This is a genomic window from Paeniclostridium hominis (genome assembly GCF_014306135.1).
GTDB lineage: Bacteria > Bacillota > Clostridia > Peptostreptococcales > Peptostreptococcaceae > Paraclostridium > Paraclostridium hominis.
The window spans coordinates 346,538-372,870 of sequence record NZ_JACRWD010000002.1 but is presented as its reverse complement, the minus strand read 5'-3'; the positions used below and the strand labels follow the sequence as shown (position 1 = coordinate 372,870).

Below are 26,333 nucleotides of genomic sequence, written 5' to 3'. Positions count from 1 at the left end.
CCAACTTCAAGATAAGATTTCCCACCGTAAGGGTAAGATCCCAGGAAGACTACCTGGTTGATAGGTCAAAGGTGGAAGTACAGTAATGTATGTAGCTTATTGATACTAATAGATCGAGGACTTGACCAAGATTATTTAATCTAGTAAATGTTATTCAGTTTTTAGGGTACTAACTCTAACTAAATAGATATTAATCTATTAAAGATTATGTGGTTATTATAGCAAAGAGGATACACCTGTTCCCATTCCGAACACAGAAGTTAAGCTCTTTAGCGCTGATGGTACTTGGTGGGAAGCTGCCTGGGAGAGTAGGACGTAGCCGCGTAATCTTTTTTTATGTAATTAAATTTATTTGAAAGATTGTTCTATCATTCCTAAAATCATATATGCAAGTAGAAAGATTTATTGATAGTCAATTTTATTTAAATTATATTTAGATACGGTTTTTTTACATTTTTTATATACCATTTTAAGATATTTTTAATTATAAGAGTTATACAACAAACAATCATTTCTAGTGCATATATCCTATGCAAAGAAAATCTCATATTCGTATTCTATAGTATTATTTTTTATATAAAATTTATTATATTTTATATGTATGATAACATAAATATTATATCTATTTAAACTTATAAAATTAGGAAAGATAATAGATAGATATATAGTATTTATAAATGCGACAAAAATCGACAGACAAATTGATGGAAATGTTGTAAAATACTATAGTTACATAAAATAAGTAAATTTAGGAATTTTTATATAAATTAATTAACAAGAAAGAGGTATTAAAATGAAAAAGACTGTTAAAAAAGCAATTATACCAGCAGCTGGGTTAGGTACTAGATTTTTACCAGCTACTAAATCTCAGCCGAAGGAAATGCTTCCTATAGTTGATAAACCAACACTACAATACATAATAGAGGAAGCTATAAATTCTGGAATAGAAGAAATACTTATAATAACAGGTAGAAATAAAAAATCTATAGAAGATCATTTTGATAAATCTGTGGAATTAGAACTTGAGTTAGAACAAAAAGGTAAGACTGAAATGTTAAAAATGGTACAAGATATATCAAATATGGTTAATATACATTATATAAGACAGAAGGAGCCAAAAGGATTAGGACATGCTATACACTGTGCAAAAAGTTTCATAGGTGATGAACCATTTGCAGTACTTTTAGGAGATGATATAGTTGATTCTAAAACTCCATGTCTTAAGCAATTAATAGATGCATATGATGAATATAAAACTAGTATATTAGGGGTACAAGAGGTAGATAGGGAAAATACTGATAAATATGGAATACTAGATTGTAAATATATAGAAGACAGAGTATATAAAGTCAAAGATATGGTTGAAAAACCAAATGTAGAAGAAGCTCCATCAAATATAGCTATATTAGGAAGATATATAATAACTCCTGCTATATTTGAGATATTAGAAAATCAGGCTCCAGGAAAAGGTGGAGAGATACAACTTACAGATGCATTAAAAACTTTAGCACAACATGAAGCTATATATGCATATAATTTTGAAGGAAGAAGATATGATGTTGGGGATAAACTAGGATTCTTAGAAGCAACTATAGACTTTGCATTAAAAAGAGATAATTTAAAAGATGGATTAATGGATTATATGAAAAATATAGTTGAGAATAATAAAACAGCTAAATAGTTCATAAAAAATAAAAAATGAAAAGAGGCGATTTTATGTCAGTTTTAGTAACTGGTGGAGTAGGATATATAGGCAGCCATACTACTATTGAACTTATAGAAGCAGGACGAGAAGTAATTATAGTTGATAATTTATCAAATAGTAATATAGTAGTTCTTGATAGAATAGAAGAATTAACTGGAGTTAGACCTAAATTTTATGAATTAGATGTACAAGATAAAGAAAAACTAGAAGTTGTTTTTAAGGAAAATAAAATAGATTCAGTGATACATTTTGCAGCATTAAAAGCAGTTGGAGAATCTGTTGAAAAACCATTAGAATACTACTCTAATAACTTAATAAATACTATAGTTTTACTAGAAACAATGAGAAAGTATAATGTTAAAAATTTTGTGTTTAGCTCATCTGCTACAGTTTATGGAGATCCACATACTTGTCCGATATTGGAAGATTTCCCATTATCAGCTACAAATCCTTATGGGAAAACAAAGCTTATGATAGAAGATATGTTAAGAGATATATGTAAGGCAGATAAGTCTTTAAATGTTGCGATATTAAGATACTTTAATCCAGTAGGTGCACATAAGAGTGGAAGAATAGGTGAAGAACCAAGTGGAATTCCAAATAATTTAATGCCTTATATAACTAAAGTTGCGGTAGGGCAATTAAAAGAGTTAAGTGTATTTGGAAATGATTATAATACTCCTGATGGTACAGGAGTAAGAGACTATATACATGTTGTAGATTTATCTATAGGGCATGTAAAAGCATTAGAAAAGTTAGAAACAAATTCAGGATTAGTAACTTATAACTTAGGTACAGGTAATGGATATAGTGTTTTAGAAATGGTTAATGCTTTTAGTAAGGCGAGTGGAAAAGAAATTGCATACAAAATAGTAGAAAGAAGACCTGGAGATATTGCTATGTGTTATGCAGATTCATCTAAAGCTAAAAAGGAATTAGGTTGGGAAGCTAAATATAAATTAGATGAAATGTGTGAAGATTCATGGAGATGGCAAAGTTTAAATCCAAATGGATATAATAATTAAATAACTGTAAAAATTTTAATGTTAAATTTTACAAAGATAGAATTAAGAATAAAAAATTGACATTATAAATACATTATGATAATATAATTACACTATTAAAAATTTAATATTGAGTAAGTCAGATAATCGCGGGTAGTATTTACTACACGAGGAAAGTCGGAGCTCCACAGAGCAGGGTGCTAGGTAACGCCTAGTGAGAGCGATCTTAAGGAAAGTGCAACAGAAAATAACCGCCATTTATGGTAAGGATGAAAAGGTGAGGTAAGAGCTCACCAGCAATTAGGTGACTAATTGGCTGTGTAAACCCCACCCGGAGCAAGGCCAAGATAGGATATAAAGAGTATTGCTCGTACTCTCCGGTAGGTAGGCCGCTTGAGCTTATTGGTGACAATAAGCCTAGAAAGATGATTATCTAATACAGAACTCCGCTTATAGATTTGCTCAAATTAATTGAAAGTTAAACACTAGATTATTTCTAGTGTTTTTTATTTTAATAAATATATATTGTATATCATTAAGAATAGTAAATATTATAAAGTAGAATAGGATCTATCGTTACCTTAAGCTTATTTGAGAGAATTTATTTTATTTTGAATTATATACAAATTAACACTTAAATTGACATTATATAGTTTAATAATATATAATTTATTGTGCAATATTATCGATAACTATAAAAAAATACACAAGTATGTATGTAGTTTTTGCAATATATAGACAAAAATATGTAGGGGGATTTATGAAAATTATAAAGTTTTTGACAACATTATTTATATTTGTATTTTTGATATTTAATATTAAATCATTTGCAAGTAATTATGAAATGAGAGGAGCTTGGATAACTACTGTTTATAATACTGATTGGCCGAGTGAAAAAAATTATGGAGATGTAAATCATCAAAAGAAAGAGTTTATATCGATATTAGATAAACTAAAAGCCAATGGATTTAACACTGTAGTAGTTCAAGTTAGGCCAAAAGGTGATGCTTTATACAAATCAAATATAAACCCATGGTCAGATGTACTTACAGGCGTACAAGGTAAAAATCCTGGATATGATCCTTTAGAGTTTATGATAAGTGAAGCTCATAAAAGAGGTATGAAATTACATGCTTGGTTTAATCCATATCGAATTACAACAAAAGGAACAGATTTAACAAAGCTTAGTAGTAATCATCCAGCAAGAAAGAATCCGAGTTGGGTTATATATTACAATGGAGCTATGTACTATAATCCAGAATTAGAAGAAGTACAAAAACATATATGTAATACGGTAGCGGAAGTAGTAAAAAATTATTCTGTAGACGGAATTCATTTCGATGATTATTTTTATCCTCAAGGATATCCACTTCCTGAAGGACAAGGAAAAGATGGATATGTAGCAAATCAAAGAAGAAAAAATGTAAATAATATGATAAAAAGTGTTAGAAGCACTATAAAATCTATAAATAAGAATGTTGAATTTGGAGTAAGCCCATCAGGTATATGGAAAAATAAATCAAGTGATAAAACTGGATCTAATACAAATGGAAATGAGAGTTATTATTCTGTATATGCAGACACTAGAGCGTGGATAGAAAATGAATGGATAGATTATGTAGTTCCACAATTATATTGGACAATAGGTCAAAGTGGTTCAGATTATAGAACTTTAGTGTCTTGGTGGAGCGATGAAGTAAAAAATTCTAATGTGGATTTGTATATTGGACAAGGAGTTTATAAAGATAAAGTAGCTAATGAGATAGATAAACAGATAAATTTAAATAGGTGTCATAATAACATATATGGTAGTATTTATTTTACAACCAACGATATAGTATCTAATGATATATTGAAAAGCTCTATAAAAAAATTATATGAACCTATGTGGATGAAAAGAGATAACCAATGGTATTATTTAAATGTTAATGGATACTCTGAACCTGGATGGAAATATATAGGAGAAACATGGTATTATTTTAACAATGCAGGAGTAATGAAAACAGGTTGGATACAATTGGGAGACAAATGGTACTACTTAAGGCCAAATGGAGCAATGGCAGTAGGATGGGAACAAGTAGGAGGAACATGGTATTACTTAGATAATTCAGGATCGATGAAGACAGGTTGGATACAATTGGGAGATAAATGGTACTACTTAAGACCAAATGGAGCAATGGCAATAGGATGGGAACAAGTAGGAGGAACATGGTATTACTTAGATAGTTCAGGATCAATGAAGACAGGTTGGATACAATTGGGAGATAAATGGTACTACTTAAGATCAAATGGAGCAATGGCAGTAGGATGGGAACAAGTAGGAGAAACATGGTATTACTTAGATAATTCAGGATCGATGAAGACAGGTTGGATACAATTGGGAGATAAATGGTACTACTTAAGATCAAATGGAGCAATGGCAGTAGGATGGGAACTAATAGAGGGCAATTGGTATTACTTCCATAATAGTGGGAATATGGGTGTAAATATAGTGGTTGATGGATGGAAAATTGATACAAATGGGGTTGCTACAAAAATCAATTAAATTTTTTTATATGTAAACACTTAAAAAATTTAATAACATATTAAATTGAGGTAGAAGACTATAATATGAATGATTTAGTTAAATGTTAAATATACGTTATTATCAAATTTGAAAATTTAGCCAAATAAAGATATCCCTTATGATAAATTCAAATCAATTATAAGGGATATCTTTATTTTGGGAGTATTATACATAATTTTTAGAAAAATAGTATAATTTATTGGATTTTATAAAAGAAATTTAAGTATTAAAAAAAAAAATACATATGTTAAAATATAAAAGAATGATTAAATATGAAAATATAAGTGTTATTAGAGGAGAGTATGTAAATGAGAAGAAAGTTAAATAGATTTACAAAGTATATTGTTGCTTTTGGAATAATCTCAGCTACAACGGCTGTAGGAAACATAGTTCCTATAAGTGCTAATGGAAATATAGAATCAGAGTTTTCGTCGGTAATTGAAAAATATAAATCTAAAGATATTATAGTTGAAGATGGAGTATCTTTAAGAAAAGGTGAAAAATTAGATTTATCAGATAATCCAAACTGGGAGATGTCAGATAATAATACTGTAAATATTGAAAATGGAGTAGTGACACCTAAAAATTCAGGCACAGTGTTTTTAAGCCAGGAAATAGATGATAAAGTAAAGATTAAAGAGGTATATGTACCAAGGCAAATACGTAGCTATAGTTTTGCAGTTAAGCCAAAAGAAAAAAGAAATTATTATAAAGTATTTGTAGATCCAGGCCATGGAGGTAAAGATAATGGAGCATCAGGTAATGGAAATAATGAGGATCAACTAAACTTACAGGTTGCTAAGAGAGTAGAAAAAAAGTTAATAGATAAAGGTATAGAAGTTAAAATGAGTAGAAGTAGTGATGAATTTATATCTTTAGAAGATAGATCTAAAATGGCGAATCAATATTCACCAGATGTATTTATATCTATACACCAAAATTCAGCAGATAATTCTAGCGCTAATGGTATAGAAACTTATTATCATACAAAAAAGGGCGAATATGAACCTTATGCAAAGGAAATACAAAGCCACGCCATAGATGAAACAGGAGCTAGGGACAGGAAGGTAAAGAATGCCAACTTTGCAGTTTTACGAGAAACAAATATGCCTGCGGCATTATTTGAAAGTGGGTTTATAACAAATCCAAGTGAATCAGCTAAATTAGCTAGTCCTGAATATCAAGATAAGTTAGCTACAGGCATTGTAAATGGAATAGAAACATATTTAAAACAAAATATACAACTTAATGGAGATTCCGAAAATTCTGATAGACTAGAAATTATAAATACAGGAACGGTAACTGCTACATCACTAAATGTTAGAAGTGGATATGGAACTGGATATGACGTAATAGGGATACTATCAAAAGGAGATAAGGTTGAAATAGTAGAAAGTAAGAATGGATGGTATAAAATTAAATACAAGAATACGTATGGATATATATCTGGAAGCTACATAAAATTAGATACAATTGTCAAACCTCCAAGTATGGAATTAGGTTGGAATCAAAAAAATGATGAATGGTATTACTATAAGAGTGATGGAACGATGGCAATAGGATGGGAACAAGTAGGAGGAACATGGTATTACTTTAATAATTCAGGAGTAATGAAAACAGATTGGTTACAATTAGGAGATACATGGTACTACTTAAAACCAAATGGAGCGATGGCAGTAGGATGGGAACAAGTAGGAGGAACATGGTATTACTTTAATAATTCAGGAGCAATGAAAACAGGTTGGTTACAATTAGGAGATACATGGTACTACTTAAAATTAAATGGAGCAATGGCAGTAGGATGGGAACAAGTAGGAGGAACATGGTATTACTTTAATAATTCAGGAGCAATGAAAACAGGTTGGTTACAATTGGGAGATACATGGTACTACTTAAAATCAAATGGAGCAATGGCAGTAGGATGGGAACAAGTAGGAGGAACATGGTATTACTTTAATAATTCAGGAGCAATGAAAACAGGTTGGTTACAATTGGGAGATACATGGTACTACTTAAAATCAAATGGAGCAATGGCAGTAGGATGGGAATTAATAGGAAATGATTGGTACTATTTTGATATTTATGGGGGAATGGTAACTAATGAAACTATTGATGGATGGAAAATTGGCAGTAACGGAATTGCGAGCTTAGCATAAATAAACTCTATTAGCATATTTTAAAATTGTAAATTATAAAAGGTTATAAATAAATTTATTTATAACCTTTTATTTTTATACGAATTTCATATTGAAATTATTTATATACAATGTTATATTAAAGTGTATTCAAAAAATGAACAAAGAGGGTGTATTTGTGAGAAGATATAGCATATTAAAGTATATAAATGAAAATGAGAATATTACACAAAGGAATATGAGTAAGGCTTTAGATATATCAGTTGGAAATATAAACTCAGCTATAAAGAGTATGGAATTAGAAAACTTAATAGAAGTTGAGAGAAAATCTAATAAGCAGTTGTATAGTTTAACTAAAAATGGATTTGAATATATGGAAAAATATATTCAAAAAAATAAGTTAGAGAAAATATCTATACATAAAAATGAAGAAAAAAAGATTAGCCAAGCAGTAATTTTAGCCGCTGGAGAAAAAGATGTATTTAAAAAGCCAGTATCGTTTTTAGATCTAGAAGATGGAAAAATAATAGATAGAGTTATAGATATACTAAATAATAATGGAATAGAAAAAATAGTAATAATAACAGGTTACAAGAGTGAGTACTTCAAAGTGTATGAAAACAATCCAAATATAACTTTAGTAAAAAGTGAAAGATACAAATGGACAGGAACTATGTACTCATTATCACTGGCAAAAGATCATATAAGTGATGATTTTATATTAATTGAAAATGATATGATATTTGAAGAAAGAGCTATAGAAGAGTTACTCAAAAATAAACATAGAGATTGTATGTTAATAACAAGTGAGAGTGGATCAGGAGATGAAGCCTTAATTGAAATAAGAGATGGGTATGTATACAAAATGTCAAAGGATATGCATCAGTTCAATAAGATAGATGGAGAAATGATCGGTATAAGTAAGATATCATATGATGTATTTAATAAAATGTTAGATTTGTTTAAGGAAAATAAAAATCCGTATTTAAATTATGAGTATGCATTAATGGATATTGCTAGGGATTATAAAATTGGGTATATAAAGCCAGATAATTTAGTATGGACAGAGATAGATAATGAAGACCATTACTATAGAGCTATAAAATATGTATATCCTAAATTAAAAAGAAAAGAAGAAGAGATAAAAGTTAATAATATAAAACTTATGTTATCAGATTCTCTTAAAATAGATATTGACGACATAAATAGTATTGAAGCAGTTGGTGGAATGACGAACAAAAACTATAAAGTAACTATTAATATGGAGAAATATATATTGAGAATACCAGGCAATGGAACTGAGGCAATGATAAATAGACAAAGTGAAAAATATAATACTAAGATTGTCAGTGAATTAGGGCTAGATGCAGAAATGTTATATTTTAATGAATTTAATGGTATAAAATTATGTAAGTACATAAATAATGCAGAAACTATAAATCCTAAAACTGCAAAAAGAGAAGAAAATATGAAACTTACAACCAATATATTAAAAAAATTACATTGGTCTGGATCAACTTTTGAAAATGAATTTAATGTATTTGATAAGATAAGAGAGTATGAAATTTTACTAGAAGAAAATGGTGGAAAAAAATTTAATGACTATTTTGAAGTAAGAGAGAAGGTTTTTAAATTAAAGGATACATTAGAACACTATGGTATAGATTTAAAACCATGTCATAATGACACAGTAGCAGAAAACTTTGTAAAAGATGAAAATAGAATATACTTAATAGATTGGGAGTATGCAGGGATGAATGATCCTATGTGGGATTTAGCGGCTCATATACTAGAATGTGACTTTAATGAAGATGAAGAAGAATTGTTTTTAGATATATATTTTGAAAATAATATGAATGAAATTCACAAAGCTAAAATTCTTATATATAAAATATGTCAAGACTTTCTATGGAGTATATGGACAAATATAAAAGAAGCTAATGGTGATAACTTTGGAACCTATGGGCAAGATAGATACAATAGAGCAAAGTATAATTTAAAAAAATTCTATAGTAAACATATGGGGAATTAAATTATGGAAATTAAAAATATTGGGTTATTTTCTGGTGCTATGTCTGGAATGCTATGGGGTCTAGATACTGTTTTAACTAGTATAGTGTTGAGTCTTTCTCCATTTATAGAAACAAAAGAAGCTATATTTTTAGCGCCATTTGTAAGTGCATTTTTACATGATTTGTTTTCTAGTTTATGGATGATTTTGTATAGTTTAGCGACAAAACAGCTGAGTAAAGTGATAGAAGTTTTGAAAACAAGAAGTGGTAAATTTATATGTATAGCTGCTATATTTGGAGGACCGATAGGTATGGCCTCATACTTACTAGCTATAAAATATATAGGGCCAGGATATACGGCAAGTATATCTTCTATATATCCAGCTGTAGGCGCCTTTTGGGCATATATTTTTTTAAAAGAAAAATTAAGCAAAAGAGGATTTTTAGGTCTTATATTAAGTATAATTTCAGTTATTATATTAGGATATTCTCCAGATAAGATAATTAGTAGTAACTATTTATTAGGATTTGGATTAGCTTTAATATGTGTAATGGGATGGTCTCTCGAGAGTGTGATATGTGCATATGGAATGAGAGAGGATGAAGTAAGTCCAACTCAAGCATTACAGATAAGACAGGTTGTATCTACATTATTTTATGGATTAATAATAATCCCATTAATAAATGGATTGGACTTAACTGAAATAGTAATGAAGTCAGACATATTTTTATTTATCGGATTTATAGCGTTATTTGGAACAGCATCTTATATATTTTATTATACTGCTATAGATTCTATAGGACCAGTAAAAGCTACAGCATTGAATATAACTTATTCTATATGGGCTATAGTATTTGATGTAATAATATTAAGAAATGCTATAACAATCAAATTAATAATATGCAGTATATTTATAATAATAGGTTCAATAATGGTTTCAAAAAACTAGTTTATGAAGGAGTGTATTTATGAGAGCGATACTTTTGGCAGCGGGTATGGGTACAAGATTAAGACCATTAACTTTAGAAACACCAAAATCTTTAGTCAAGGTTAATAATCAACCCATGTTAGAAAGACAAATTGAGTTTTTAAAAGAAAAAGGTATAGATGACATAATAGTTGTAACTGGATATTTAAGTGAAAAGTTTGAATATCTTAAAGATAAGTATGGGGTTAAGCTTATACATAATAATAAGTTTGATATATATAACAATATATATACGATGTATTTAGTAAGAAATTACTTAGGTGATAGTTATGTTATAGACGCTGATGTGTATTTACATAGAAATTTTTTATGTGAAGATATAGATAAATCTACTTATTTTAGTGGATATAAAGAAAGTTTTAAAAATGAGTGGATGCTAGTTTATGATGAAAATAAAAAAGTAAATGATATAATTGTAAAAGATGGCGATGGATATATATTATCTGGAATATCTTATTGGAGCAAAAAGGATGGACAGTTGATTGCAAAAAAAATAGAAGAAAGCATATCAAATGGAAATTTCACAGACTTATACTGGGATGATATAGTGAAAAATAATCTTGAAGATTTAGATATCTATTTTGAAAAAATTAAAAGTGATGATTCATTTGAGATAGATTCAGTTAAAGATTTAGAAGTAGTTGAGAAATATATAAAACAGTTAAAATAATCATAGAGATGCTTAGATTAATAGTAAAGTAGTACTATTAATTTAAGCTTTTTTTTATTTAAATATAAAGAGTTTTTTAATATATAGAAAATATTTCTAATATATAGTAAAATAATAAAATAATTATAAAAAGGAATAGAGATTATAAAAAGGAGAATCAAATCATGAACTATAAAAAAATATATGAGGAATGGATTTTAAATCCTTACTTTGATGAAGATACTAAGTTAGAATTATTATCTATAAAAAATGATGAAAATGAAATAAAGGAAAGGTTTTATAAAAATTTAGAATTTGGGACGGCAGGATTAAGAGGAATAATAGGTGCTGGAACAAATCGAATAAATGATTATACTGTAGCAAGGGCAACTTTTGGTCTTGCTAATTATATAATTAAAAATATTGGAGAAGAAGGAAAAAACCGAGGTGTAGTTATAGCATATGATAGTAGATACAAATCTAAGGAATTTTGCTTAAAAACAGCAGATACTTTAGCTGCGTGTGGTATAAAAGCATATATCTTCAATGGATTAAGAACTACTCCAGAACTTTCTTTTGCTGTTAGAAATTTAAATTGTATAGCTGGAGTAGTTATAACAGCTAGTCATAATCCTCCAGAATATAACGGATATAAAGTATACTGGGAAGACGGAGCTCAAGTTATGCCTGAGGTAGCAGATAAAATAACGGAAGAAGTTAACCGTATAAACGATTATAGTGAAATACCTACTATGGCAAAAAATCATAAAGAATTAGTAGTCATGTTAGGCGAAGAACAAGATACGGCATTTATAGAAGCTGTAAAAAAACAATTTATAGGAAAAGATATTGTTAATAAAGTAGGAAAAAAATTTAAAATAGTATATACACCGCTCTGTGGTACAGGTAATATACCTATACAAAGGGTTTTAAAAGAGGTTGGATTTGACAATGTTTTAGTTGTAAAAGAGGAAGAAATTCCAGATCCAAACTTCGCGGGGATAGATTATCCAAATCCAGAAGATAAAAAAGCTCTAGTTAGAGGAATTAACCTTGCAAAAAAAGAATGTGCTGATTTAGTTATAGCTACTGATCCAGATTGTGACAGAGTAGGAGTGGCAGTAAGAACAAAAGTTGGTGAGTACGAGCTATTAACAGGCAATCAAATAGGTGCACTTTTGGCAAATTATATTCTAGAAAACTTAGAAAATAAAGATAAAATTCCTCAAAATCCAACAATAATAAAAACTATAGTTACTTCAGAATTTGGAGCAAAAGTAGCAAATAGTTATGGTGTAGATTGTTTAAATGTATTAACTGGATTTAAATTTATTGGAAACAAGATAAAGCAATTCGAAATTACAAATGAAAAAAATTTTATTATGGGATATGAAGAAAGTTATGGTTATTTAGTGGGAACTCATGCCAGAGATAAAGATGGAGTTGTATCTGCTATGTTAATTTCTGATATGGCAGCATATTACTATTCTAAAGGAATGAGTTTATATGAAGGATTAATAGAACTGTATAATAAAGTAGGATACTTTAAAGAAGATATGTTATCAGTTACATTAAGCGGAATTTCTGGAATTGAAAAAATTAAAGAAATAATGAATTATTTTAGAGCAAATGGTTTGGAGGAGACAGATGTATTAAAAGTTGCTGAAACTAAGGATTATAATGAATGTATAGATGGACTTCCTAAATCAAATGTTCTTAAATTTATACTAGAAGATGGATCTTGGATAGCAATTAGACCATCAGGAACAGAACCAAAGCTTAAATTTTATATTGGAGTTTGTGGAAAAGATAATAAGATTGTAGAAGATAAAGCGATCAAAATAAAACAATATATAAATTCAAAAATTCGAAAAATGCTATAGATATTATAAAAATCAAAAAATAGTAGAGTGATTTTAGTAATCTCTCTACTATTTTTGATTTTACTGATAATTTATCCAAATTAAAATATCAAAAATACTGTCGTATTTAGTATAGTTATTTGAAAAAAAAATCAAAATATAGTATACTTATTGAGTTATAAATATAAAGTGTAGTTTGGGAGGTAAATATGAACAAAATAGTCGATTATGAAAAAAATATGAATTACACTGTAAATAAGAAAAATAATATATATTATATATTAAAAAGAATAATTGATATATTAGGATCAAGTATTGGATTAATAATACTATCTCCTATATTCATATTAGTAGCAATATTGATAAAACTAGAAGATCCTAAAGGTAAAATAATTTTTAAGCAAGATAGAAATGGAAAAAATGCTAAAATATTTAAAATGTATAAATTCAGATCGATGATTCATAATGCGGAGGAGTTATTAGCTTCATTACAAGAAAAAAATGAAATGAATGGACCTGTTTTTAAAATAAAAGAAGATCCAAGAATAACTAAAATAGGAAAATTTATTAGGAAAACCAGCATAGATGAGCTTCCACAATTAATAAATGTATTAAAAGGGGATATGAGCTTAGTAGGACCGAGACCTCCAATTCCTAGAGAGGTTGAACAATATAATGATTACCAGATGCAAAGACTTAGTGTAAAGCCTGGCATAACTTGTATATGGCAAGTAAGCGGAAGAAATGATATAGATTTTGATGAATGGGTAGAGTTGGATTTAAAATATATTAGAGAGAGGAGTACTTTATTGGATTTAAAATATATTAGAGAGAGGAGTACTTTATTGGATTTAAAACTTATTTTTATGACAATACCGGCTTTATTAGGTGATAAACATGCATCTTAATAGAAAAAATTAGGAGGATTAACTGTGAAAAAAATAAAAGTAATGACTATTTTTGGAACTAGACCAGAAGCTATAAAAATGGCACCTTTGGTTAAAGAATTAGAATCAAGAGATCAAATTGAATGTATAGTTTGTGTTACTGCTCAACATAGACAAATGTTAGATCAAGTACTAAATGCATTTAACATTATTCCTAAGTATGATTTAGATATAATGAAAAAGGGACAAACTTTGGTAGATATAACATCTAGATCATTACAAAAGATAGATGAAGTGATTAAAATAGAAAAACCGGATATTGTATTGGTACACGGAGATACTACAACTACATTAGCAGGTAGTTTAGCAGCTTATTACAATCAAGTTTCGGTAGGGCATGTAGAAGCTGGACTAAGAACATATAATAAATATTCTCCTTTTCCAGAAGAATTAAACAGACAATTTACTGGTATAATTGCAGATATGCATTTTGCACCAACTCAAGTAGCAAAAGAGAATTTAATAAAAGAGGGGAAAAATGAATCTACAATATATGTTACAGGAAATACAGCAATAGATGCATTAAATACTACTGTAAAAAAAGATTATTCGAATGAATTTTTAGAAAAAATGAAAGGTTCTAGAATTATTTTATTAACAGCTCATAGAAGGGAAAATTTAGGAGAACCTATGAGAAATATTTTTAGAGCAGTTAAAAGAATTGTAAATGAATTTAATGATGTGCAAGTTGTATATCCAGTTCATTTAAATCCAATAGTAAAAAAAATTGCAAATGAAATTTTAGGCGATAATGAAAAAGTTCATCTTATAGATCCCTTAGAAGTTCTAGATTTCCATAATTTTTTAGATAATTCATATATAATTATGACTGATAGTGGGGGAATACAAGAAGAAGCACCATCTTTAGGAAAACCTGTATTGGTATTGAGAGATACAACAGAAAGGCCAGAAGGTGTAAAAGCAGGAACTTTAAGATTAGTAGGAACGGAAGAAGATAATATATATAATAAAACAAAAGAACTGCTTATAGATAAAAATAAATATAAAGAAATGTCTAAAGCTTCTAACCCTTATGGAGATGGTAAAGCAAGTTTCTATATAACTAATTATATTATTGATAAATTTGAAAAATAAAGGAGGATATGAGCTTGAGTATAATATTTAGATTAATGCTAATACTTCCTATTTTTCAAACTTGGACTATATGGAATGAAATACCTACGAGTAAGATATTAGATGATTTACTGTATTTTATATTTATATTTGTATTTATATTTAGACTAATTAAAGATAAAAAAAATTTGAAATTTAACTTAGAAAAAATAAAAAATTTAGACGAAAACTTAAAAAAAGTTATTATTTTTGGAAGTATGTTTCTTTTAATTGGATTTACTTTATCAATGTTAAAACTTATATTGGGAGAGGCATTATCAATAAAAGGAATTTGTTGGGAATTTTACAAATTAACTAGAAATTTATTTATATTGATGTACGCATATTTATATGTAGACAAAGATGAATTTTATAAAATATGTAAAATATATATAAATATATGTATACTTATGGTAATTATAAGTTTACTAGAGGTGATATTTGGATTAAGATTTTATGAATTTATAAAATTTACACCTACTTTTGAAAGTTATCCAGATTTTTACAATTTTTATGTTCCTCAAAAAAGAACTGTTGGAATGTTTGGACATCCTAATGTGTTGGGCGAATTTTTAGCATTTGGATTTATAGTGCTATATTATTTCGATGTCAACAATTTAATTTTATTTAAAAAAAATATTGAGCAAAAAATATATTTAATAATTTTATTTTCTGGTATTTTAATATCTTCATCAAGAATGACATTTATACTAACTATTGTTATAACAATATATATGTGTTTCAGATATAAGTTAGAAGATGGAAAAAAATTGATTATTAGGGGTATTATAATCACGATTCCATTTGGATTATTTGCAATACAAAAACTTTTATATAAATTATGGGAATACTATTATTATAATATAATTCAAGGTTCTACAGAGATGAGGTTGCAAGCTTGGAAACAAGCTATAATGATGCTATTCGATTATCCATTAGGGACAGGGTATGGTACATGGGGTGACGCATCAGCTGCATACTCTAATTTTGTATACGATAAGGCACTTGATGGTGTAGTAAGAACATTAAGTGATTCATATTTATCACATCTTATCGTAGAGAATGGTATATGGACGATATTACTGTTTTTTGCTATATATTATATGTATAAATTATTTAACTCAAATGTATATAATCATAATTATAAATTATATTGTTTAATATCTATACATACAATAATTTTCATAGTGCTTACATCTTTTAAATCTATGGGAATGTCATTGTTTGAAGTATCTTTCTTCCCATATTTTATATTAGGATTCAGTATCCATAAAATAACAAGTAAAAACTTACTTTAGAAAATAAAAATACCTCTATTTTTAATAATTTTATTAAAAAAAGAGGTATTTTAGTAAATTCATATTTAAGAGGTATATTATGAAAAAAAATATAATGATAATTAATTTTGGAACACATTTTGGAGGCACTGAAAAATATATACATGATATTATAAAAAATTTAGACTTAGAGAAATATAATTTGCATATTTGTTGTAGAAGCAATACTGACTTTCACAAAAGCATAAATAAGATAGATTCTAAAGAGCTAAGTATAGTAGCTTTAAATATATCGAAAACTAATTTTTTTAATAGTATTAGTTTTTTGAAGAAATATATAAATAAAAACAATATAGATATTATACACAGTAATGGAATATTTGCTGAATTAATATCATCAATGGCTGGTAAAAAAATTAAAAAAATTTCAACAGTACATGGTTTTTCTGATAAAGATAGAATGGATCGAAGTTTTGTTGAACGTAAACTATTTAGAATTTTAGAAAAAATTTTATTTAATAGTAGTGAATTATATATTGCAGTATCTAAATCTATAGAGGTATACTTAATAAATTTAGGGCTGCAAAAAGAAAAAATAAGAGTAATTAATCATGGAATAGAAATAATAAAAGAAAATAATATAGAAACTGTTAATAATAAAATAGTTATAGGATCTGTTGGTAGAATAGAGAAAGTTAAAGGATATAAATATTTAGTAAAAGCTGTAGCTAATATAATCAATAGTGGATATTTAGTAGAGTGCATTATAGTTGGAGATGGAGAAGAAAAAGAGGAAATTTTGAAACTATCTAGAGAATTAAAAATAGAAAATTATATAAACTTAGTTGGATTTAAATCTAATATATATGATTATATAAAAAAAATGGATATTTATGTACAACCATCGTTAAATGAATCATTCGGTATATCAATACTTGAAGCCATGAATGTATATAGGCCTATAATTGCGTCAAATGTAGGTGGAATACCTGAAATAATAAATAATAATATTGATGGATTGCTATTTGAAGCAGGTGATTATGATGAATTAAGTGATAAAATAGCATATTTAATAAATAATAAAGAAAGAAGATTAGAGTTAGGGATAAATGGCCATAAAAAGTTAATAGATCAATTTGATATAAAAAAATCTATAAAAAAATTAGAGGAATTATATGATAGTCTAGGTTAGATCAATATTGGAGGTAATATGAAAATTAACAGTTGTAATATATTAGGGATGAATTTTACATTAGGAAATATTGAAGATATTTTAAATTATACATTAGATAGGATTAATAATAATAAAAAAACATTTATAATCACACCTAATGTAGATTTTTTAACTCGTTATAATCAAAATGAAAAGTTTAAAAATGTATGTGACAAAGCTCATATATCTATAATAGATGGAATGCCTGTATATTGGATATCTAAAATAAAAGGTATAAAAGGAACTAGTAGAATAGCAGGTATCGATTTCTGCACTGAGCTTGCAAAGAAATCAAACAATAAAAATATATCACTATTTTTGCTTGGAGGAGAGAATGATGTTGCAAAAGAGGCTGCAAAAGTATTAGAGAAAAGATACAATGCTAATATTGCGGGTGCAATCTCCCCACCTATAGGGTTTGAGAAAAACGAGAAAAGTTTAAAGGAAGTTATAGAGATAATAAATGAGTCTAAGGCAGATATACTTTTAGCTGGTATGAGTTCACCTATTCAAGAAAATTTTATAGTAAATAATATAGATGATATAAATGCAAAAGTATTCATTGGAGTTGGAGGAACATTTAATGCCTTGGCAGGAAGAGTTACAAGAGCCCCAAAAATAATGCAAAAACTAGGTCTTGAATGGTTACACAGAGTTATGCAGGAACCAGGAAGATTAGCATCTAGATACTTTAAAAACGCATTAGATTTATTAAAACTTATAGTAAAGTACAAATAAAGTATTTAAGGTGATAAATGTAAATTATATATTTAAAGTTGAAATTAAGTTGCAAAGGGAATTATTATAGAATTTGAGAGGCAGATAAATATGAAAGTAAGTATAATTATACCAGTTTACAATGTAGAAAAATATATAGATGAATGTATAGAGACTGCAATAAATCAAACTATAGATAGTTTCGAAGTAATAGCAGTAAATGATGGATCTACGGACTCATCGCTGGAAAAATTAATGAAATATGCTGAAAAATATGATTTTGTAAAAATAGTAGACCAAGCAAATAAGGGCGTAAGTGTAGCTAGGAATTCAGGTCTTAACGAAGCTAAGGGTGAATATGTATATTTCTTAGATAGTGATGATTATATCACATTAGATTCTATGGAATATTGCTATAATATAGCTAAAAAAGATAATTTAGATATAGTACTATTTGATGCAAAATCATTTGTAGATAGTAGCTATACAGGAAAAAAATTAATAGAAAACTATGATAGAAGTAAGAAACTAGAATCTATTATCATGAGTGGAAGTGAATTTTTTAATTATGCTTCTGAAAGAGGTGGATATGAAACTCCTGTATGGTTAAATTTTTATAATAGAGAATTTTTAATTAAAAATAAGTTATATTTTTATGAGGGAATAGTACATGAAGATGAAATACATACTTTAAAGGCAATAACAAGTGCTAAAAAGGTTATGTATATACCTAAACAATTCTTTAATAGAAGAGTAAGAGAAAGTTCAATAATGACCAGTAAAATAGGTTATAAAAATGCATATGGCATGAAGATTGTGGCTAAAGACGGATATGATTTCTACATAAGCAATAAAGAGAAATTTAATGATAAGACAAATGAAAAAATAAAAGAAAAAATAAGGTTTTTTTATTGGGCATCATTTAGATATTGTGATAAAATGCAAGAAGATAACTCAGTAAAAGATAAATTAAGATATGAAATAATAACTCAGTTAAATAATACTGGTGATATAATAACAGAGAAACTAAAAAAACAAATATATAATCCAAAAAAATATTATAAAATAGAAGATATTAAAATGAAATTTAAAGGAATTATTAAAACTTCGAAATATAGTCATGTGTTTAGAAAGGTTTTATTATGCTTAAAGAAAAAATAGATAAAATAATAGAAAATAAAAATATAGATGTTTTGAGAAAATATCAATTGGTTGAATTTGAAATGTTAGTTCTAATTGATTCAATATGCAGAAAATATAATTTAAAATATTGGATAGATGCAGGTACCCTTTTAGGGGCAGTAAGACATAGAGGATTTATACCTTGGGATGATGATTGTGACATATGTATGCCGAGAGAAGATTATAAAAAATTTAATGAGTTACTTAAAAAAGATATTTTACCTGAATATATAAAATTTGGGAATAGACAAACTAAAGGATGGATTCAAAAATATAAAACGGAAAAACATGGATTTACACAAATATATTATACAGAAAAATTTAAAGGGTTAGACATACAAGTAAATCAAATTCATGTAGGTGCATATATAGATATATTTCCCGTTGATTCAGTAGATGAAAATATTTGCGATGAATCTAAATATAAATTAATAAATAAGATAGTTCATATGGAAAGAAGAAATAAAAGTTGTCTTAAGGATTATATAAAACATGTTCTTCAAAAGATGACTATAGAAAATATATGGATAAAAAAATGCAATGAATTAGAAAAACAAGGAAAATCTGATTATTTAGTGTATGGGGTAGAAACCGTATTTATGGAGTTTAAATATGCCCAGAAGAAATCAGATGTGTATCCACTAGTTGAAATTGAGTTTGAAGGATATAAATTTTATGCACCTAGAAATTATGATAACTATTTAAAAAAATTATATGGAGACTATATGAAATTACCTGATAAAGATAAAAGGTATGGGCACTTAATAAATTTAGAATTATAATTAAAAAGCATTTATCTATATAGGTAAATGCTTTTTGAGATTAAGACACGAGAGGAGAAATAACATGTCTAAGATAGCTAAAGCTGCATTTGGACTTATGATAGTAACTATATTATCTAAAATAATAGGATTTGCGAGAGAGCAAGTATTAGCATATTACTATGGAACCTCAAACTATGCAGCAGCATACTTTACAGCATTAAATATACCTACTGTTATATTTGCAAGCTTAGGTTCAGCAATATCAACAAGTTTAGTTCCTATGTATACGAGCATACAAAGTGAAAAAAGTGAGTTAGAAGCTGATAAATTTATAAATAATATAATTGGAATAGTATTTATTTTATGTTCAGTTATATTAATAATAGGATTAATATTTACGGATCCGATAGTTAAACTTTTTGCAGTTGGATTTGAAAAAGAGACATTTAATTTATCTGTACAATTTACTAAAATTTTATTTTGGGGTATATTATTTACAGGTATTAGTAATGTGATGATTGGATACTTACAGGTAAAAGGAAATTTCAATATTCCAGGATTAATAAGTTTACCATCAAGTATCATAATTATTATATCAATAATATTAAGTGCTAAATATGGTGTATATGTGCTTGTTTATGGAACTTTAATAGGAACTATATCCCAGCTTATATTTCAATTACCATTTGCATATAAAAAAGGATTCAGATATAAACCTATATTATCATTTAAAGATGAAAATATAAAGAAACTAATGATACTAGTTATACCTGTGTTAATAGGAGTTTCTGTAAATCAATTTAATAATATGATAGATAGGTCATTAGCATCTACATTGGGACCTTCAATAGTTGCATCTTTCAGTTATGCTAATAAATTGTATTATTTTGTACAAGGTTTGTTTATAGCATCCATAGTAACTGTAATGTATCCTAAATTATCATATTTATTATCAAGTAAAGATATCTTAGGATTTAAAGAGTCTTTAATAAAAACCATGAATACGATTATATTATTAATTATACCTATAACAATAGGAACGATAGTATTCTCAGAGCCAGTAGTAAAGCTTGTTTTTGAGAGAGGTGCATTCACATATAAAGCTACTATAGTAACATCTACAATATTATCTTTATATGCAATAGGAATGGTAGCATTTGGATTAAATGATGTTATATCTAGAGCATTTTATTCGCTTAAAGATACTAAAACTCCTATGATAAATGGAGCTATAGTAATGGTTGTCAATATAATACTTAATATAACTTTGATTAAATTTATGGGGTATGCAGGTTTAGCTATAGCTAGTTCTATATCTGCGTTTGTAGGACTAATTATATTCATAATAAGCTTAAGGAAACGTATAGGTGATATAGGGTTAGGTGCAGTAAATTTAGTTTTTATAAAATCATTAATAGCTGCTACTATTATGGGAGTAGCTGCTAAATGGATATACTCTATCTCATATAATGCAATAGGATTTAATACAGTATCTCAGATAATATCGTTAACTATATCTGTAGGTATAGGTGCTATTGTATATGGATTAATACTATTATTACTAAAAACAGAAGAGTTAATAGATATTGTAAATATTATCAAATCTAAAATAAATAAAAAATAATATAAGATGCAGTTAGATATAAAAGATAGATCATAAATTTTGATATTCTATGAAATTTATATTCACTAACTAATTTAAATATATAAAAAATGAGCTCATATTAAAAAAATGAACCCCTTAGTAAGGACAGTAAAAAAAGAGTGTTTTAAGAGATTGTTAAAAGTTGATTCCTATATTGTGTAGGAGTCAACTTTTTTAAATTCCACTGACATCGGTCATTATTATAATAATCCATATAGTCTATCAATTAAGGTTTCAAGGTCTTCTATTGTTGTATAGTTTTTGTAATCCATATGTCCAAAGAATGATTTCTACGTAGTATTATCCTAAAAAACACCTCTTTGATACATCGATTGACCAGTTTATTCACAGCTTCAGTTAATATTTCTATAGTTGAAGGGTCATTTACAGTAGATAAATATGCAATTTTATTATTACTATATGGTATATATGTAATATAAGTTAATACTATTTTACATGGTATGTTTTATTTAAAATCTCTATTTAGTTTATTTGTAACAATTCTATACCCGTTTTGTAGATTTAGCTATACAATTATATGTATTAGTTTTACGTATACCATCATGATAGTTTTAGAATATTTTTCATATCCACGAAAATTAAATGCTTTTAGTAATATTTTCAGTTTTAAAGTTATTTAAGAATTCATAATAACCAAAAGTAGAGACATTAGCAATTTTGAATAAATGTCTTGTCACATTATTAAATTTAAAGTTCTAGTATCTTCTAAAACTAAAACCACTTTATCCTTATATGAAGCTCTCCATCTTAAACTATCAGAATCTATACGTTTAATTCCGACTATCGAAACCTAAAACCCTACATCTTCAAAAATATTTCTCGAAGTTTTGCTATCCTCATATTTACTAATGAATTACAATTTAAATTCATTGGTACGAGTTATTCATTTTTATATATTTATTTTTAGATAGTTCTAGAATTTCTTGTTCTGTAAATATATTTGTACCCATTTTTAAATAACTCCTAAATTAATGTTTTACAAAAAAGATCCTATATAGATACACTTTTTTCACGTTCACTATATAGGATCCATTTTAAATTATCTACAATCTTTTTATTATAATACTCTAATAATTAGGTTTATTGTATATAATATCTTCAAATATAAAATCGTTAAGTATAGGTAGATTTTTATCAGAATCAAATTGAAGAACCCATCCATTTTTACCTACGATTCCACCTTTACTATATTGTTCGACAGGAAACTCTAATTGCTTTATATTAAAATTTCCTATATTAAGGACTGTTGCACCAAGTTTGATTATTTCACCAGGTTTCATGTTTGTTTTAATATACGGTAAAATAGTATCTACTAATTCAGGATATTTAGTTATTGGTAGATTTTTCAAACTAGTTGTTAATGCTTGCATAATTTGACGTTGACGATGATCTCTATTCATTGCAGAATCATTATATCTTATACGAGCATACGCAAGAGTTTGGTATCCATTTAGTTTTTGATATCCAGGAGAAGTAATAAACTCAAGAGAACCTTTTTTAGGATTTGTATTAAGATCATAACATTCTTGAGTGTATTTTTTTAATTCATTAAGCTCACTTTTCTGAACATCTATATTAACACCACCAAGAGCATCAACTATATCCATAAATGAGAAGAAATTAACTATTGCATAGTTTTGTAAATCAATTTTGAAATTATTTTCAATAGTTTCGACTAAAAGCTTTATACCTCCATATGCATATGCATGTGTTAATTTTTGCATACCATGACCTGGTATGTCTACATATGTATCTCTTGCTAAAGATGTAAGTTTTAAACTTTTGTGTTTATTATCTACAGTAAGTATCATCATTGAATCTGATCTAGATCTTTCATGCATATTTCTAGCATCTATACCTACTAATAATATATTAGTTATTCCTTTTTCTACTTTATAGTTTGTTTTATTAAGTAGCTTTGTATCTGCATTATCATCATATACAGTGTTTAATTTAAAATATACATAACCAAATGCACCTGCAGGTATTAGTATAACTAATAGTATTAGCGCAATAACGAATTTTTTTAAATTCGACAAAAAAATCCCTTCTTTCTTATTATTTTTAACGTACACTTAATTATATTAAACTATAAACATATATTCAATACTATAAAGATTACAAAATATATAACAAAATTGACACAAATTACATACATAATAATATATAAGTAAAAACAGGAGGTATTCTAATGGTAGATATAAAAACTATATATATCGATATAGAAGATGAGAGTTTAAATTGTATAATAGAATATCCTGTGATAATTTCATCTGAAGATAATATATTTATAAAAAACATAAATAAAAAAATTTATGAAGATATAAATATATTTAAAGACATATCAAAAGAAGAAGTAGTATATTCTAATGAAAAATCAACTATATTTATAGACTACGAAACTCATTTAAATAAAAATAATATAATAAGCATATCCATAGTATTTTCGGAAATATACAAAAATAATCATATAATTAATTATATAAACACATATAATTATGATCTTAAAAATGAAAAAAAAATATTAATAGAAGATATTTTCAATAAAAAATGTAACTATGAAAAACTTATAAAAAGCAGTATAAAAAATCAAATAAAAGAATTGCCCCAATATATAACTTGTGACCTATCTTTTTATATAACTTCAAAATATATATCTATAAACTTTTCATCTTATGAAATATTAAATTCTAATGAAATAACAAATGTAAAATTATACTTTGGAGAAATAAAAGAATTTCTAAGTGAGTATACAAGAAAATATTTAGTGGGGTGACTTAATGAAAGAACTTAAAGAATATAATAGAAAAGCAGCAGCAGAATATGCAAGAACATGGGCATTATACAGAAATCCTAAATATAAAGATTATGATCCATGGGGAGGAGACTGTACAAACTATATATCTCAGTGTATACATGCAGGTAATATTCCCTTTGATAATCAAGGAAACGATGTTATGGGAAAATGGTATTGGTATAGTGATTCAAGTAGAACACCATCATGGACAGCAGCAGATGCATTTGGAAGATATATTATAAAAAATAACAGTGAATTAACACAAAATTATGGAATATATGCAGAAGTTGTAGATTATAATCAATTAGAAATTGGAGATTTAATACAGTTAGTATATCAGGGAAGAGCTTATCATACTATGATAGTTACACAGGTTATATTAGATGATAGAAATTACTTATTAGATTACCTTATATGTCAACATACAGAAGATTTATTAGATTATCCCTTGAGTGAAAAAATAGGAGAGAGAAAATATATAAAAATATTTGGATACTATCAATAAAAAAAGATGAGTCTACTTTGGACTCATCTTTTTAAATGAACTTAAAAAAATAATGTTTCATGTATGCCCAAAATTTGATTCAACTTCAAATTTATTAATAAAATCAGGTTCACATATTAATGGTCTACATATTGAGAAATGTTCAATATTAGTAGTATTTAGAGTTTCAGTTATCGAATCTACTGCTCTATTTCCACCAACTAATAGAATAGGGAATTTAGCAGAAGAAGTTAATTCATTGGCGTAATCTTTAAAATATGATTTTCCTTTAAAATTTTTGAAATCCCTACTACTTATTTTAACAGAATCTTTTCCTAGTTTATCTAATTCTTTGATAACATGCTTACAATAATCAGATGTATCTCTATTTTCTTTTATAATATTGATCTGAAAATTGATTTATATTCAATAGCATATTTAGTAATTATAATCTTATATCGAAATTTAAAAGTTTTTCAAAAAAATATAAAGAAATTAATAATAATATACTGAATATTGTGTAAAAACTTATCTGATGGGAATAATCATATGGAAAGAGGTGATTATAATGAGAATACCAAAACATGTAGGAATAATTCCAGATGGGAATAGGAGATGGGCACAATCTAAAGGCCTTACGAAAGAAAGAGGTTATGATAGTGGATTAGACCCAGGTCTTGAAGCTTATAGAGTTTGTAGAGATATAGGTGTAGAAGAAGTTACATTTTATGGATTCACTACAGATAATACTAAAAGACCATCATATCAGACTAAAGCATTTACTGATGCATGTGTAAATGCTGCTAAAATGTTAGTAGATGAAGGGGCATCATTATTAGTAATAGGAAATACAAATTCGCCTATGTTTCCAGATGAGTTAAGACCATATACGCAAAGAATAGAGCCTAAAAAAGGTCAAATAAAAGCAAACTTATTAGTAAATTATGGATGGCATTGGGATTTAAATACATTATCAACTGCTAAGGGCAATAATAAAAATAATATACATGAGTACATACAATCTTTTGATGTTTCAAGGCTGGATTTAATAATAAGATGGGGTGGAAGAAGGAGATTAAGTGGATTTTTACCTGTACAATCTATATATGCAGATTTTTATGTTTTAGATGAGTATTGGCCAGATTTTAAAAATAACCATATTCACGAGGCTATAGATTGGTACAATAAACAAGATATAACTTTAGGTGGATAATACTAGAAATATTGAAAATATAGTAAAAAAATGCTAGA

At 27.1% G+C, this 26,333-nt stretch carries 22 protein-coding genes, 2 rRNA genes and 1 other RNA gene; 23 read left to right on the top strand and 2 right to left on the bottom strand.

Annotation, left to right across the window (positions count from 1 at the left end; genetic code table 11):
• The 19 genes from H8891_RS09760 to murJ all read left to right on the top strand — a co-directional run.
• Window positions 1-129, top strand: a 23S ribosomal RNA gene (locus tag H8891_RS09760); the annotation flags it as partial.
• A gap of 79 nt (window positions 130-208) precedes the next feature.
• A 5S ribosomal RNA gene (rrf, locus tag H8891_RS09755) occupies window positions 209-325 on the top strand.
• 468 nt (window positions 326-793) lie between these two features.
• Window positions 794-1,681, top strand: a complete 888-nt coding sequence (gene galU, locus H8891_RS09750) for a UTP--glucose-1-phosphate uridylyltransferase GalU (protein WP_187006291.1) — start codon at window positions 794-796, stop codon at window positions 1,679-1,681.
• 35 nt (window positions 1,682-1,716) lie between these two features.
• Window positions 1,717-2,730 carry a UDP-glucose 4-epimerase GalE gene (gene galE / locus H8891_RS09745; RefSeq protein WP_187006290.1) on the top strand — a complete coding sequence of 338 codons (1,014 nt, stop codon included), beginning with the start codon at window positions 1,717-1,719 and terminating at the stop codon, window positions 2,728-2,730.
• Between the two features lie 110 nt (window positions 2,731-2,840).
• Window positions 2,841-3,178: RNase P RNA component class A (gene rnpB / locus H8891_RS09740), an RNA gene on the top strand.
• A 291-nt stretch (window positions 3,179-3,469) separates the two neighbouring features.
• On the top strand, window positions 3,470-5,254 hold the full coding sequence (locus H8891_RS15500) for a family 10 glycosylhydrolase (RefSeq protein ID WP_276510621.1): 1,785 nt from the start codon (window positions 3,470-3,472) through the stop codon (window positions 5,252-5,254).
• 329 nt (window positions 5,255-5,583) lie between these two features.
• Window positions 5,584-7,431, top strand: coding sequence for an N-acetylmuramoyl-L-alanine amidase (locus tag H8891_RS15495; RefSeq protein ID WP_187006289.1), 1,848 nt, complete (start codon window positions 5,584-5,586; stop codon window positions 7,429-7,431).
• 157 nt (window positions 7,432-7,588) lie between these two features.
• A complete protein-coding gene (locus H8891_RS09715) occupies window positions 7,589-9,442 on the top strand; it encodes a phosphotransferase (protein ID WP_270647732.1) in 1,854 nt (617 codons plus the stop codon).
• 3 nt (window positions 9,443-9,445) lie between these two features.
• The gene (locus H8891_RS09710) at window positions 9,446-10,372 is read left to right on the top strand and encodes a DMT family transporter (RefSeq protein ID WP_187006287.1); all 927 of its coding nucleotides are present in this window, start codon (window positions 9,446-9,448) and stop codon (window positions 10,370-10,372) included.
• Between the two features lie 19 nt (window positions 10,373-10,391).
• The gene (locus H8891_RS09705) at window positions 10,392-11,081 is read left to right on the top strand and encodes a sugar phosphate nucleotidyltransferase (protein ID WP_187006286.1); all 690 of its coding nucleotides are present in this window, start codon (window positions 10,392-10,394) and stop codon (window positions 11,079-11,081) included.
• A 164-nt stretch (window positions 11,082-11,245) separates the two neighbouring features.
• On the top strand, window positions 11,246-12,943 hold the full coding sequence (locus tag H8891_RS09700; RefSeq protein WP_187006285.1) for a phospho-sugar mutase: 1,698 nt from the start codon (window positions 11,246-11,248) through the stop codon (window positions 12,941-12,943).
• A 188-nt stretch (window positions 12,944-13,131) separates the two neighbouring features.
• Complete coding sequence (locus H8891_RS09695) at window positions 13,132-13,830, top strand: sugar transferase (protein ID WP_187006284.1); 699 nt, start codon at window positions 13,132-13,134, stop codon at window positions 13,828-13,830.
• A gap of 24 nt (window positions 13,831-13,854) precedes the next feature.
• Window positions 13,855-14,964 (top strand): non-hydrolyzing UDP-N-acetylglucosamine 2-epimerase, encoded by a 1,110-nt coding sequence (wecB, locus tag H8891_RS09690; protein WP_330604958.1) that lies wholly within the window; start codon window positions 13,855-13,857, stop codon window positions 14,962-14,964.
• Window positions 14,965-14,978: 14 nt separating this feature from the next.
• On the top strand, window positions 14,979-16,280 hold the full coding sequence (locus H8891_RS09685) for an O-antigen ligase family protein (protein ID WP_187006283.1): 1,302 nt from the start codon (window positions 14,979-14,981) through the stop codon (window positions 16,278-16,280).
• Window positions 16,281-16,359: 79 nt separating this feature from the next.
• Complete coding sequence (locus H8891_RS09680; RefSeq protein ID WP_187006282.1) at window positions 16,360-17,451, top strand: glycosyltransferase family 4 protein; 1,092 nt, start codon at window positions 16,360-16,362, stop codon at window positions 17,449-17,451.
• A gap of 18 nt (window positions 17,452-17,469) precedes the next feature.
• Window positions 17,470-18,210, top strand: a complete 741-nt coding sequence (locus H8891_RS09675) for a WecB/TagA/CpsF family glycosyltransferase (RefSeq protein WP_187006281.1) — start codon at window positions 17,470-17,472, stop codon at window positions 18,208-18,210.
• Window positions 18,211-18,300: 90 nt separating this feature from the next.
• On the top strand, window positions 18,301-19,350 hold the full coding sequence (locus H8891_RS09670) for a glycosyltransferase (RefSeq protein ID WP_187006280.1): 1,050 nt from the start codon (window positions 18,301-18,303) through the stop codon (window positions 19,348-19,350).
• A complete protein-coding gene (locus H8891_RS09665; protein ID WP_187006279.1) occupies window positions 19,332-20,153 on the top strand; it encodes a LicD family protein in 822 nt (273 codons plus the stop codon). Before H8891_RS09670 ends, H8891_RS09665 begins: the two co-directional genes overlap by 19 nt.
• A gap of 64 nt (window positions 20,154-20,217) precedes the next feature.
• Window positions 20,218-21,759: a murein biosynthesis integral membrane protein MurJ gene (gene murJ, locus H8891_RS09660; protein WP_187006278.1), complete on the top strand. Its 1,542-nt coding sequence runs from the start codon at window positions 20,218-20,220 to the stop codon at window positions 21,757-21,759.
• 145 nt (window positions 21,760-21,904) lie between these two features.
• Here murJ and H8891_RS15720 read toward each other — a convergent pair whose 3' ends face one another.
• Together H8891_RS15720 and H8891_RS09650 are read right to left on the bottom strand one after the other, a co-directional pair.
• Complete coding sequence (locus tag H8891_RS15720; protein ID WP_408637163.1) at window positions 21,905-21,994, bottom strand: IS3 family transposase; 90 nt, start codon at window positions 21,992-21,994, stop codon at window positions 21,905-21,907.
• Between the two features lie 874 nt (window positions 21,995-22,868).
• Window positions 22,869-23,840, bottom strand: coding sequence for an LCP family protein (locus H8891_RS09650; RefSeq protein WP_187006276.1), 972 nt, complete (start codon window positions 23,838-23,840; stop codon window positions 22,869-22,871).
• Between the two features lie 152 nt (window positions 23,841-23,992).
• On the opposite strand from H8891_RS09650, the gene H8891_RS09645 reads away from it, so the two are divergent.
• The 4 genes from H8891_RS09645 to uppS all read left to right on the top strand — a co-directional run bounded on the left by H8891_RS09645 (window position 23,993) and on the right by uppS (window position 26,295).
• Complete coding sequence (locus tag H8891_RS09645; protein WP_187006275.1) at window positions 23,993-24,577, top strand: polysaccharide deacetylase family protein; 585 nt, start codon at window positions 23,993-23,995, stop codon at window positions 24,575-24,577.
• A 4-nt stretch (window positions 24,578-24,581) separates the two neighbouring features.
• Window positions 24,582-25,103, top strand: a complete 522-nt coding sequence (locus H8891_RS09640; RefSeq protein ID WP_187006274.1) for an amidase domain-containing protein — start codon at window positions 24,582-24,584, stop codon at window positions 25,101-25,103.
• Between the two features lie 52 nt (window positions 25,104-25,155).
• A complete protein-coding gene (locus tag H8891_RS09635; protein WP_187006273.1) occupies window positions 25,156-25,350 on the top strand; it encodes a hypothetical protein in 195 nt (64 codons plus the stop codon).
• Between the two features lie 300 nt (window positions 25,351-25,650).
• A complete protein-coding gene (gene uppS, locus H8891_RS09630; protein ID WP_147543092.1) occupies window positions 25,651-26,295 on the top strand; it encodes a polyprenyl diphosphate synthase in 645 nt (214 codons plus the stop codon).
• Window positions 26,296-26,333: the final 38 nt, after the last annotated feature.

Coding starts and splice junctions, on each gene's coding strand:
- galU (WP_187006291.1), top strand. CDS start 794: ATGAAAAAGACTGTTAAAAAAGCAATTATACCAGCAGCTGGGTTAGGT.
- galE (WP_187006290.1), top strand. CDS start 1,717: ATGTCAGTTTTAGTAACTGGTGGAGTAGGATATATAGGCAGCCATACT.
- H8891_RS15500 (WP_276510621.1), top strand. CDS start 3,470: ATGAAAATTATAAAGTTTTTGACAACATTATTTATATTTGTATTTTTG.
- H8891_RS15495 (WP_187006289.1), top strand. CDS start 5,584: ATGAGAAGAAAGTTAAATAGATTTACAAAGTATATTGTTGCTTTTGGA.
- H8891_RS09710 (WP_187006287.1), top strand. CDS start 9,446: ATGGAAATTAAAAATATTGGGTTATTTTCTGGTGCTATGTCTGGAATG.
- H8891_RS09705 (WP_187006286.1), top strand. CDS start 10,392: ATGAGAGCGATACTTTTGGCAGCGGGTATGGGTACAAGATTAAGACCA.
- H8891_RS09700 (WP_187006285.1), top strand. CDS start 11,246: ATGAACTATAAAAAAATATATGAGGAATGGATTTTAAATCCTTACTTT.
- H8891_RS09695 (WP_187006284.1), top strand. CDS start 13,132: ATGAACAAAATAGTCGATTATGAAAAAAATATGAATTACACTGTAAAT.
- H8891_RS09680 (WP_187006282.1), top strand. CDS start 16,360: ATGAAAAAAAATATAATGATAATTAATTTTGGAACACATTTTGGAGGC.
- H8891_RS09675 (WP_187006281.1), top strand. CDS start 17,470: ATGAAAATTAACAGTTGTAATATATTAGGGATGAATTTTACATTAGGA.
- H8891_RS09670 (WP_187006280.1), top strand. CDS start 18,301: ATGAAAGTAAGTATAATTATACCAGTTTACAATGTAGAAAAATATATA.
- H8891_RS09665 (WP_187006279.1), top strand. CDS start 19,332: ATGCTTAAAGAAAAAATAGATAAAATAATAGAAAATAAAAATATAGAT.
- murJ (WP_187006278.1), top strand. CDS start 20,218: ATGTCTAAGATAGCTAAAGCTGCATTTGGACTTATGATAGTAACTATA.
- H8891_RS15720 (WP_408637163.1), bottom strand. CDS start 21,994: ATGGATTATTATAATAATGACCGATGTCAGTGGAATTTAAAAAAGTTG.
- H8891_RS09645 (WP_187006275.1), top strand. CDS start 23,993: ATGGTAGATATAAAAACTATATATATCGATATAGAAGATGAGAGTTTA.
- H8891_RS09640 (WP_187006274.1), top strand. CDS start 24,582: ATGAAAGAACTTAAAGAATATAATAGAAAAGCAGCAGCAGAATATGCA.
- H8891_RS09635 (WP_187006273.1), top strand. CDS start 25,156: ATGTTTCATGTATGCCCAAAATTTGATTCAACTTCAAATTTATTAATA.
- uppS (WP_147543092.1), top strand. CDS start 25,651: ATGAGAATACCAAAACATGTAGGAATAATTCCAGATGGGAATAGGAGA.